This window comes from Microbispora cellulosiformans (assembly GCF_008728085.1).
Taxonomy (GTDB): Bacteria; Actinomycetota; Actinomycetes; order Streptosporangiales; family Streptosporangiaceae; genus Microbispora; species Microbispora amethystogenes.
Genome location: NZ_VYTZ01000001.1, coordinates 515,706 through 527,181, shown reverse-complemented (window position 1 = coordinate 527,181; position 11,476 = coordinate 515,706). Strand labels below are relative to the sequence as shown.

Genomic DNA, 11,476 nt, shown 5'->3' with positions numbered 1-11,476 from the left:
CGCTGATGACGATATGAGCGGGCAATCCACACCGGAGCATTGCCGGGTCATACGGTGGCTTTGCCCGCGATGCCGCATCGTTGAGGGTGCTCAGCGGTTCTCAATCCATTCCAATCCGGACAGACGGCTCTCGTGATCTGCCCTGTCCGGCGACCGGCGCGTTCTCCACGAGCCTTCCGAGCGCGAGCCGTACGGCCCGGGCCTGTCCACCTCTCGTACGGGCGCTCCGCTGGCCGGTCGCGCTCGCGGCGGGAGGCCTCGCGGCCGAACTGGCAGGGCAGCGGATCCCCGCGCCGCACCTGCTCGTGCCGATGGCGCTGGGTCTCTGCCTGGCACTCGCCGGGGTGATGCCCGACAAGGCGCCGAGGTGGGCGAACCGGGTGGCCCAGGCGCTTCTCGGGGTCCTGCTGGGCACGCACCTGAACCCGCACGCCCTGGCGGAGTCCGCGGGCGACGTGGTGCCGCTCACCACCGTCACGGGAGCCGCCGTCGTCCTGGGTGTCGGCGCGGCGGCGATCCTCGCCCGTCGCGCCGGAGTCGACCGGGCGAGCGCGACCCTGGGCATGGTGGCGGGAGGCTCCACCGCCGTGGTCGCCTCCGCCGAGGACCTCGGCGCGGACACCCGGCTGGTCGCGTTCATGCAGTACTTACGGGTCGGCCTGGTCGCGGCCACCGCTCCCGTGGTCATCGACTGGATGGCCGGCGGAACGAGCGCGCGAGAGGCGCCGGCCACCGCCCGTGAGTGGGGACGGCTCGTCACGGGCGACCATCAGGCGGCGGGGCTCCTGGTGCTGGCGGTCGTCGCGGCCCTCGGCGTGTTCCTGGGCACGAAGACGCGGCTGCCGTGCCCGGCGCTGCTCGGACCGATGCTCCTCACCGTTCTGGGCACGGCGCTGGTCACCCTGACCGGCACGCTGACGGAGATCGTCCCGGTGGACGCGCCGCCGGCGTACGCCCCGGCGGGCGCGCTGAGAACGGCCCTGTTCACCCTGGTCGGCCTCGACGTCGGCCTGCGTTTCACCCGGCACACGCTGCGCCGCGTACGGTCGCTGCTGCCGGTGCTCCTCGCCCTGACGGCGGTGGTGAGCGGGGGATGCGCCGTGATCGCGGCGGTGCTGGCGCGGATTCTGGACGTCCCGTTCTCCGACGCCTACCTGGCCACCACGCCCGGCGGGATCAACGCCGTGATGACCACCGCCGTCGTCACCGACGCCGACGTGTCCCTGATCTCCGGCGTGCAGAGCCTCAGGCTCTTCGTGATGGCGCTGCTCGCGCCGCTGCTGGTCCGGTTCGCCCTCTCCGTGATCCGCGGCCCCGCGCGGGCTCCCGGGACTTCCGGGCCCGTGCCACAGAGGGCGCGGCTCACCTCCGTGAGATCTGGGTCTCCGTGACGCCGGGGGCGCCGGGTCAGAGGACGGGTGGGTCGAAGTCGAAGTCGAGCCGGCGGCCCTCGCGGGACGCCACGGCGTCCGGATGCTCGGGGCCGAGGACCCCGACGTACCGCTCCAGGGTGTCGGCCAGCAGCGTGTCCGCCGCCTCGTCGTCTCCCACCGTCCGCAGGTCGATCACGTGGTTGGCGGCGGCGGCGAGGGTCAGCGGGTGGCTCTCGCCCAGGAGCGCTCGAAGCCGCGCCAGCGTGTCCTCGCCCAGTTCGCTGGCCGCCTCGGCGTCGCCCAGGGCGGCGAGGTCGCTGGCGAGGTTGATCGCGCAGGTGAGGGAGAAGTGGTGGTCCCGGGTGAGGCGGCCGTCGAATCCGTTCAGCGCCCGTGCGTCCATGTCCCTGGCCCGCTCCGCCTGGCCGTTCACCCGCAGCAGCAGCGCGAGGTTGGTGTCGCAGCCGTACTTGAACGGGTGGTCGTCGCCGTACATGCGCGGATAGCGGGTGGTCATGTCCTCCAGCAGTTCGAGCGCCGCGCCGGTCTCGCCGTAGGCCCGCTGGGCGTTGGCCAGACAGAGGGCGGCGGCCAGGGTGTCGGGGTGGTCGACCTCCTCGAAGATGCGCTCCTGCAGGTCGTAGGTGCTGCGGGCCAGCTCCAGCGCCTCCTCGATGTAGCCCGCCCGGCGCTTGGCGATCGACAGGTCCTTGGCGGTCCGGAGCGTCCAGGGATGCTCGCGGCCCAGCTCCTGCACGCCGTACTCGTAGGCGTCCTCGCCGATGTCGCAGGCCTGGCGGTACTCGCCGTTGAGCCGCAGCAGCCGGGCCAGGCCGTTCCAGGAGGCCAGCACGTTCTGCTTGCTGGAGCCCGACCGCTTCTGCAGGGTGAACGTCCTGGACTGCAGTTCCAGCGCCGTCGCGTAGTCGCCGAGCAGCAGGTAGTCGAGGGCCAGGTTGTTCATGGCCCGCAGGGTCCGCCGGTGGGACGGGCCGAAGACCGCCTCGTGCCTGCGGAGCGACTCCTTGTCGTGCTCCAGCGCCGCCTGGAAGTCGCCGCGGAAGCGGAGGTCGGCCCCGTGGCTGTTGGTGAGCAGCAGTGTCTCACCGTCGTCCTCGCCGAGCACGTGCCGCATCCGCTCCAGCACGCGCCGGTTCAGGTCGAACGACTCCTGGATCTCGCCCAGCTCTCTGACGACGATCGCCTGGTGGCGGTGGGCGGACAACACGTGCCGGTCGTCTTCTCCGCTGTCGGCCCGCCAGCGTTCGATGAACCGCTCGACCAGCGACCGGGCCGACAGGAAGTCACCCGACGAGTAGAGGTAGCGGACGATGTTGAGGGCGAAGGAGCGGATGCGAGGATCATGACTGCTCGCGACGTCGGCGGGGGCCACATGGCCGAGCAGCCCGGAGTAGCGCGGCCAGGACTGGGTGTCGTCCGCCTCGTACGGCGCGGCGGCGGCCGCCAGCAGCAGGTGCACCTCCCGCCGGAACGCGGCCCGTTCGGGATCGTCGAGCTCGTCGCGCAGCAGCGCCTGGACCAGCCGGTGGACCTGGAGGGTGCGGCTCTCGGAGTCGATGCGGACCAGCGCGTACCGGCCGAGCTCGCGGACGGCTCCGCTCACCCGGATCGAGTCGGCGAACAGGTCGGCCATCCGCGACTGGGCGGCGAACGGCTCCGGCAGGGGCTCGAACACGTCGCGCGGGATCGGCTCGGGACCGAAGAAGGCGCAACAGCGCAGCAACTCCACGGCCTCGGGTGACTTCCCCCTGAGCTGTGCCACCGACAGCGCCCACGCCGCGGTCATCGACAGCGGATAGTCGGAGGCCTTGTTGATCCCGAGCAGCCGGGTGGTCTGCTCCCGCAGCAGCCGCAGGTATTCGTCGACGGACATGCCCGACTCGACCTGGAAGGCGCCCGCCTGCTCCAGCGCGAGCGGGAGGTCGCCGAGCGCGTCGGCCAGCCGGTCGGCCTGCTCCTCGCTCAGCCCTCGCCGCACCCGGCGCAGCAGGAACTCCTTGCTCTCCTCGCGCAGGAAGACGTCCACGGTGACGGTGTCGACCACTCCCTGCCAGCTGTGGTTGCGCGAGGTGATCAGCACATGCCCGGGACCCCGGGGGATGATGTCGTTGATCTGCTCGGGGTCGTCGGCGTTGTCGAAGACGAGCAGCCACCGGCCGTACGGCTCGCCCCGGCGCAGCGCGTCCAGCACGGCCTCGGCGGCGTCCTCGATCCCGGCGGAGACCGCGCTCGGCAGCTTCATCTCCCTGGCGAGCCCGGCGAGCGACGACTTGACCAGCATGGGCTGGTCGGCGGGGATCCACCACACGAGGTCGTACTCGCGCCGGAAGCGGTGGGCGTACTCCATCGCGAGCTGGGTTTTGCCCACGCCGCCGAGACCGTGCAGGGCATGGGGGAGGACGGCGGCCGTGGTCTCGGTCATGAGGTCGGCGCGCAGTTTGTCGAGGAGGTCCTTGCGTCCGGTGAAGTTCTTGTTCTGCTGGGGGACTCTGCCCCAAATCGCGGGCATGCGGCCAGAGTCCGACGAAAAGTGCGAAACCGACACGCTGCCATCCCTTGCCGGGGCTCGATTGGTTTGGACAAAGCTTAGAGCGCGACACCTCGTGGATTGAAGAGTCAAGGAGTCAGACTGGTGGCACCTCGCCGTGCGCGTGGGGGAAGATGGGGTCCACTGTTTATCGGACGAGGAGCGTCATGGGCGACATGGCCGATGGTGGGTACAGCGGTGGGCTGATCGATGTGACCGGTCTCAGCCTGGTCGAACTCGGGCAGGTGGACAATCCGGCGCTGTCGGAGGCCCTGCGCCGTCTGCTGGAAGAGGATGGTTCTGTTCCCTACGCCGGTTTTCAATCGACTATTTGAGCATTCCGGCCAGGATAATCCGGCCCGTCCGCAAATCAATCGCCGGTCCGTTGCCGTCATCGTGGGTCATAATCGACTTAACTGGTGACTTTGCGGCGACCCCCGGGATGACGTGTGAACGATGCGGACTGGGAACGGCTGATCAAGCAGCTCCGCAGGGGTGACTGCACGCCGCTTCTCGGTGCGGGTTCCTGTTTCGGGCGGCTGCCCACCGGCGGTGAACTCAGCCGCCATTTCGCGCACGAGTATCGGTATCCGTTCGCCGACTCGGGCAACCTGGCCCGGGTGATGCAGTACGTGGCGCTTCTGGGCCGGGACTCGGTCGAGCTCAAGCACGAGATCTGCGATTATCTGAAGCGGTATCCGGCCGGTGAGGCCGCGAATGCGCTCGATCCGCACACGGTGCTCGCGCAATTTCCCATCACGACGTTCATCACCACCAACTACGACGATTTCATGACGCAGGCGCTGCAGCGGTCCGAAGCGGAGCCCAAGTCGCCGGAGACGTACACCTCGACCTGGTGGGACACGAAAGCGGACGACATCGAAGCGCTGGAGCCGACGTCCCGGCGGCCGCTGGTCTATCACCTCCACGGTCATTGGGACGACCCCGCGTCGCTCGTGCTCACCGAGGACGACTACCTCGAATATCTGGTCAACATGGTCGACGCCCGCGCCTCCGGGGTGCGGCAGCCGCTGCCCACCCCCGTGCTCGCCGCGATGACGACAAGGCCCCTGCTGTTCGTGGGCTACAGCCTGCAGGACTGGAACTTCCGGGTGCTCTTCCACGGCCTCATCCGGCCCGTTCCGCTCACGCGGAGGCGGCGGCACGTCAGCGTCCAGCTTCTGCCGGAGCTGAGCGGGACGGTCGCCGGCGCCGCGGGCAAGGCGCAGGAGTACCTGGAGCGCTACCTCGACGGCTGGAGCATCTCCATCTACATAGGGAGCACCGAGGACTTCTTCCAGGAGCTGCTGGACAGAATGAGGACGACATGACGGAGACCGAACCTGTCCGCCCCTACGTGGGGTTGCGCCCCTACCAGCGCGACGAGAGCGCTCTGTTCCACGGCCGTGACCGCGAGGCGCGGGAGATCTCCACCCTGTGGCAGGCGGCCGGGCTGACCGTCCTCTACGGCGCGTCCGGAGTGGGCAAGACGTCGCTGCTCCAGGCGGGCGTGCTGCCCCGCCTCGATCCCGGCCGGGTCGACCTGCTGCCGGTCGCCAGGGTCCATCCCCGGCCCCGGCCGCCGGAAAGCAGCGGCAACCCGTACGTGGCGGCGCTGCTGTCCTGCTGGGCGCCCGAGCGGGACCCGCGCACGACGGCCGGTCTGACGGTGACGGAGTTCCTGCGGGCCCGGCCCGAGCGCACCGACGAGTACGGCGACCCGATGCCGATCCTCGCGGCCGTCGACCAGGCGGAGGAGATGTTCCAGGGCGGGCCGGCCGGGGAACGGGACCGGGCCGAGCTGCTGGACCAGCTGACCACCGCCGTACAGGAGCACACCGGGCTGCACCTGCTGCTCTCGCTGCGGGAGGAGTATCTGTTCCTCGTCCTGCCGTACGAGCGGCCGTTCGGGCAGGGCTCGCGGGCCCGCTTCCACCTGCGGCCGTTCACCCCCGAGGCGGCCCGTGAGGCGGTGGCGCGGCCGCTCGGGCACACCGGCAGGACGATCACGCCCGCCGCCGCCGAACTGCTCGTGGACGACCTCCGTACGGCGGTCATCGTGGACGAGGCCGGCCACGAGTCGAAGGTCATGCTGGACACCGTCGAGCCGGTCCAGTTGCAGGTCGTCTGCGCGGCGCTCTGGGAGTCGCTCCCGCCCGGCGTCACCGAGATCACCGAACGGCACGCCCGCGCGTACGCCGACGTGGAGGAGTTCCTGTACGACTTCTGCAAACGGATGGTCGCCGAGGTGGCCGAGGAGTTCGACATGTCGCCGGGCGAGATCAAGTTCTGGTTGCGCAACACGTTCGTCACCGAGCACGGCACCCGCAACATGGTCTACGAGGGACTGCAGCAGACCCGCAGCATGCCCAACGCGGTGGCGCGGGCCCTGGAGGACCGGCACATCCTGCGCGCCGAGCACCGGCGGGGCATCCGGTGGTACGAACTCGCCCACGACCGGCTCATCCGGCCGATCTCCCGCTCCGACTCCCCGGAGGCCTACCTGCGGGCGGCCCGCGCCGCGCTGGCCACCCGCAAGTGGGAGCAGGCCCGGCGGCTCGCGGGCGAGGCGGTGCGGGCCTCCGACCTCGGCGAGTCGTGGGTGCGGGCGGAGGCCGCCGAGATCCTCGCCGAGGTGGCCGTCGAGAACGGCGAGTACGAAACCGCGCGGCGATACTGCGAGGAGGCGGTCGAACTCTACGCCGAGCGCCAGCGGTTCGACGGCGTGGCGCGGATGCTCCGGGCCGACGGCCTGCTGTGGCTGCGCCAGGGGGACCATGTGAAGGCGATCGAGCGCATCACCGCCGCGCTGAGCTGGGCGCCCAATGACATGGCCGCTCACCTGGCCCTCGCCGAGGCGCTGGTCAGGGCGGGCACCCCCAAGGCCGCCGCGCAGGTGGTGACCGGCGTGCTCGATCGCCTGCCGCCCGACCTGCTCAAGCAGGCGAGGGAAATGCTCCGGCAGACGGCGTGATCTCACTATGCTGGGCACCCTTAGGAGCCCCAGCGTGGAGGCTGATCCGCGGTGCCCGAGTGGCCGTCGACTCTCGACGTGGATGCGCTGCTGGCGGACGGCTGGCGGCCCACCCCGTTCAGGCAGTTCATCCTGAAGATCCACAGCCGCTGCGACCTGGCGTGCTCCTACTGCTACGTGTACGAGATGGCCGACCAGACCTGGCGGAGCCGTCCCCGGCGGATGAGCCGCGACACTGTCGCGGCCACCGCCGCGCGGATCGCCGAGCACGTGACGGCGCACGGCGTCGAGTCGGTGGAGGTGGTCCTGCACGGCGGCGAGCCGCTGCTGGCCGGGCCCGCCGAGATCGAGCACGCCGTCCGCACCCTGCGGGCCGCGGTGCCCGCCCGCGTCGACGTCCTGGCGCAGACCAACGCCACCCTTCTCGACGACGACTACCTGCGGCTTTTCGACGCGCTCGGCGTCGGCCTCGGGGTGAGCCTCGACGGGAGCCGTGACGCGCACGACCGGGTCCGCCGCACCGCCGACGGCCGCGGCAGCTACGACCGCACCGCCGCGGCGCTCACCCGGCTGACCTCTCCGGCGTTCCGGCACCTGTTCCGCGGGCTGCTGTGCACCGTCGACCTGCGCAACGACCCCGCCGAGACGTACGAGGCGCTGTGCGGCTTCGGCCCGCCGGCCGTCGACTTCCTGCTGCCGCACGGCAACTGGTCCGCTCCGCCACCCGGCCGTACGGCCGGCCTGCCGGCCACGCCGTACGCCGACTGGCTCGGCGCGGTCTTCGACCGCTGGTACGCCGCGCCCGGCCGGGCTCCGCGCGTGCGGCTGTTCGGCGAGATCATCCATCTGCTGCTCGGCGGGTGGTCCGCCTCCGAGCAGGTCGGCCTGTCCCCGGCGGCCATGGTGGTCGTCGAGACCGACGGGGAGATCGAGCAGTCTGACCTGCTCAAGTCGGCGTACGAGGGCGCGGGGAGCACCGGCCTGCACGTGGCCACGCACTCCTTCGACGACCTGCTGCTGCTCCCCGGCACCGCCGCCCGGCAGATCGGAACGCTCGCGCTCGCCGCCGAATGCGCCGCCTGCCCGGTCGGCGGGATCTGCGGCGGCGGCCTCTACGCCCATCGCTATCGGCACGGCAGCGGTTTCCAGAACCCCTCGGTCTACTGTCCCGACCTGCTGGCGCTCATCCGCCGGATCGGGACCGCCGTCCAGGCCGACCTGTCGGCCCGTCCCAAGGAACCTCGATGATCTCACCGCAGCTGACAGAGCACCGGATCCCGGCCGACGCGTTCGACGAACTCGCCGGGGGCGCGGGGGGCGCCCCGGCGGTCGGCCGCCTGGTCGCGGCCCAGTACAGCAAGCACCTGCTGCTCGTACGGGGAGTGCTGGACGCGGCGCGGCGGGCCGGGCACGCGCGGTGGGCCGCCGCGCGCCGCGCCTACGACCTGCTGGCGGCCGTCCAGGCGCATCACCCCGAGGCGGTGGCCGCGGTGCTCCGCCATCCGTCGGTGGGGGCGTGGGCCCGGCACGCGGTCGCCACCGGCGAGGGGATCGAGCGGTTCGCGTCCCTCGCCGCCGCCGCGGTGGTCAGGGCCGGTGTGACGTGCGAGGTCGACGTCCCGGTGACCGGCGGAGTGGTCACGCTCCCCTCGCTGGGCCAGGTCACCCTGCCCGCCGAGTGCGCGGCCCGGACCGCCACCGCGACCGTCCACTCCGCTCCCGGCGGAGCCGAGGTCGGCGTGGAGGGCCTCGCCGTACGGATCGGGGGAGCGGAGCCGGGATGGACGGGCCTGCGGTCGCTGTCCGCCGAGAGCGACGGCCGGCGGTTCCGGGTGCTCGTGGACGACCTCGACCCGCACCGGATGCCCGGCTCGGGCAACCTGGGCGGCCGTCTGAGCGAGCCGGAGGCGGAGCGCTGGCGGGGCGTGCTCCAGGAGGCGTGGGACCTGCTGGCCCGCAACCATCCCCGGGTGGCCGACGAGGTCGCCGCGGCGATCACCGTCTTCACCCCGCTCGCGCCGCCGGAGCGCGGCCTGTCCAGCGCGACCTCCCGGGAGACGTTCGGCTGCGTCGCGCTGTCCACGCCCCCCGACGCGCAGACGCTGGCGGTCACGCTCGCCCACGAGACGCAGCACGCCAAACTGTCCGCGCTGCTCGACATCGTGCCGCTCACCCGGCCCGACGACGGCGCCCGCTACTACGCCCCCTGGCGCGACGACCCCCGGCCGGCCGGCGGCCTGCTGCAGGGGGCATACGCGTTCCTCGGCGTCGCGGGCTTCTGGCGGCGGCAGCGGCACCACGAGAGCGGTGCGGACGCGGTGAGCGCCGCGGCCGAGTTCGCCCGGTGGCGTGAGGCGGCCCGCGTGGTGTCGGGCACCCTCCTCACGAGCGGCAGCCTGACCGCGCCCGGCGAGCGGTTCGTCGCCCGGATGGCGCGGCGGCTCGACGAGTGGCGCCGCGAACCGGTCCCGGCCGCCGCGGCGACAATCGCCAGGGAGGCCGCCGACCGGCACCTCACGTCGTGGCGCGAGCGCAACGGCGAGCTTCCCGCCCCGGTGGCCCCGGTCGCCTGAGCCGCCGGCGACAGCCGTCCGGCCACATCGGCGGCGGACGACGCGCCGGGTGATCCTCCGGCTGACAAAACTCGATCACTCAGCGGGGGAAGGCGGGCCCCGGCCCGTACCTGACCCCGGTGCCGCCACGCGCGTCCCCGATCTTCTCCAGGATCCGGCGGGCGCGCAGGTCGTCGAGCATGTCGCGCGCGGCGTACACCTGGATGTCGAAGAGGCGCTGCAGGGTGCGGTTCGTCACGAAGCCGTACTCGCGAACGTGATCGATCACTTTCTGGTCCGTTCCGTCCACGCCTCGGCGCCGGTAGGCGACCGCCCGCGACATCGCCGCCACCGTCTCGGCCCGTAGACGATAAGTGGGGAACGGTTTCCTGACCGTGCGTCTGGTCGGCTCCAGCAGGGCGAACTCCTCCGCCATCCGCGAGAGCACTTCCTGGGCTTCCGCCGGAGGGCGCTGGATGACGGCGGCGAGCCGGAGCGCGTCGACCGTGCTGGTGCCGCGCAGATGCGACAGCGTCAGCAGAACGTTGACGTCACGCCCGGCCTTCGCCGGCAACTCCCCAACGAAGCGAACGAAGGCGTCGTTTCCGATGCCGCCCGGAAGCGTCGCCCGTACGAAGGTGCCGTTGTCCTCGATGGTCGGAGGTTCCTTACCCACGCGGAGCATCTCCCGGTAGGCCCGGTCGATGCCCTGGCCGGTGCGCTCGGCGAGCTGCAGTGCGGAGATCGCCTCGGTCAGGAGCCGGTTACGAGGCGTCGACGGGTGCGTGAGAATGTTGTCCGGCGTGACCCCGGCGACCAGCCCGCCCGGGCTCGTGATGACGAGCCGTTCAGGCGAGTGCTCGATGTCCACCGTGCCACCGGTCTCGAACGACCGGTGGATGAACGCGTTCACGATCAGCTCGCGTACGGCGTCCTGCGGATAGTCGGTGAGTTGCAGTTGCACCCCACCGGAGATGGTCAGGGGGTGGATCTCCCGGCGCGTGGCGACCGCCTCCGCCATGGCGTCGATCGCGGCGAGCAGAGGTTTGGTCCCTCTGGCCCTGCCCGTCGCCTCGCTTCCCAGGGTCGGGCGGAACTGATACGAGTACCCGTAGCTCGGCACGATCGTGCGCAGTGCCCGCTCGTCGGCCAGCAGGAGAACTCCGGCATTGGTGACACCACCGCCCGGAGCGATGAGCCGCAGCGCTTCGAGCATCGCGCGGTCGGACAGTTCGGCGATGTGATCGCGGCCGGCCGCCACTAGTAGATCGCGAAGACGGGCTACTTCGACGGCGCTCAGGTCGTCGAGCCCGGCGCCGGACGCATCGGCGGACCAGTCGATCTGGCCTCGCGCGATCATGACTTCGCGCTGCTGGGCGGGCGGAAACGGAAGGCATTCCTTGCCGAGGCGACGTGTGGCGAGGCCCGCGGCGTTGCTGTGCGGCATGACCCCGCGGGGAACGGACACCACGACCAGCCGGACGCCGTCCACGAACCTCTCCACGACGAATGGCGTGATCGGAGGAGACGTCTGATCGAAGACCCCCTTGCGGATTCCGTCCAGGGAGTATGAGGCGGGTACGCCTCGCAGCGCGGCCTCGCGCACTGTCGCCTTGTCGTCCACGCCCAGCACGACCGTGCCGCCCTGGGCGTTGATGAAGCAGACCAGCGCGTCGGCGAGCAGGCTGAAGGTGACTCTGGGCGAGTCGGCGACGAGCTTGAAGTCCAGAGTCTCCGACTCCAGCGCATCCGCCGGCACGCCTGCGCCGACGGTGTCGAGCACGGCGTTCAGCGCCTCCGGTTCCATGCACTGATGCTAACTGAGAGAGCGGTAATTCCGACGCTTTCTCAGTTGCCGCTCAGTGATCTCATGCGTCAGCCGCCGCCGGCCGTGCTGTCGGCGGCGCGAGGTCATGATGTGGACAGCAGTGAGCCGAAGCCGAGCAGGGCCAGGAGGAAGGCCAGGGCCGCCACGCCGTACACGACGTTCATCGCGACCGTCCCCGCGAGCGCAGGAAAACGGGCGATG

General features: G+C 71.2%; 8 protein-coding genes. 6 read left to right on the top strand and 2 right to left on the bottom strand.

The features are described from left to right. The first annotated feature begins 86 nt into the window (after positions 1-86). Positions 87-1,391: an AbrB family transcriptional regulator gene (locus F5972_RS02115; RefSeq protein ID WP_225311146.1), complete on the top strand. Its 1,305-nt coding sequence runs from the start codon at positions 87-89 to the stop codon at positions 1,389-1,391. 16 nt (positions 1,392-1,407) lie between these two features. On the opposite strand, the gene fxsT is transcribed toward F5972_RS02115, so the two are convergent. After that, the gene (fxsT, locus tag F5972_RS02110) at positions 1,408-3,903 is read right to left on the bottom strand and encodes an FxSxx-COOH system tetratricopeptide repeat protein (RefSeq protein WP_191909900.1); all 2,496 of its coding nucleotides are present in this window, start codon (positions 3,901-3,903) and stop codon (positions 1,408-1,410) included. A 185-nt stretch (positions 3,904-4,088) separates the two neighbouring features. On the opposite strand from fxsT, the gene fxsA reads away from it, so the two are divergent. The 5 genes from fxsA to F5972_RS02085 all read left to right on the top strand — a co-directional run bounded on the left by fxsA (position 4,089) and on the right by F5972_RS02085 (position 9,468). Continuing rightward, complete coding sequence (gene fxsA / locus F5972_RS02105; protein ID WP_191909899.1) at positions 4,089-4,256, top strand: FxSxx-COOH cyclophane-containing RiPP peptide; 168 nt, start codon at positions 4,089-4,091, stop codon at positions 4,254-4,256. A gap of 114 nt (positions 4,257-4,370) precedes the next feature. Beyond that, on the top strand, positions 4,371-5,252 hold the full coding sequence (locus F5972_RS02100; protein ID WP_150930503.1) for an SIR2 family NAD-dependent protein deacylase: 882 nt from the start codon (positions 4,371-4,373) through the stop codon (positions 5,250-5,252). Further along, positions 5,249-6,895, top strand: coding sequence for an nSTAND1 domain-containing NTPase (locus F5972_RS02095; protein WP_150930501.1), 1,647 nt, complete (start codon positions 5,249-5,251; stop codon positions 6,893-6,895). Before F5972_RS02100 ends, F5972_RS02095 begins: the two co-directional genes overlap by 4 nt. 78 nt (positions 6,896-6,973) lie before the next feature. Further along, positions 6,974-8,143, top strand: a complete 1,170-nt coding sequence (locus F5972_RS02090; protein ID WP_225311099.1) for an FxsB family cyclophane-forming radical SAM/SPASM peptide maturase — start codon at positions 6,974-6,976, stop codon at positions 8,141-8,143. Then, entirely contained in the window at positions 8,140-9,468 is a 1,329-nt protein-coding gene (locus tag F5972_RS02085) for an HEXXH motif domain-containing protein (protein ID WP_150930497.1), read from the top strand. The genes F5972_RS02090 and F5972_RS02085 overlap by 4 nt, the downstream gene beginning before the upstream one ends. Positions 9,469-9,547: 79 nt before the next feature. Here F5972_RS02085 and F5972_RS02080 read toward each other — a convergent pair whose 3' ends face one another. Next, positions 9,548-11,254 (bottom strand): ATP-binding protein, encoded by a 1,707-nt coding sequence (locus F5972_RS02080; RefSeq protein ID WP_150930494.1) that lies wholly within the window; start codon positions 11,252-11,254, stop codon positions 9,548-9,550. Positions 11,255-11,476: the final 222 nt, after the last annotated feature.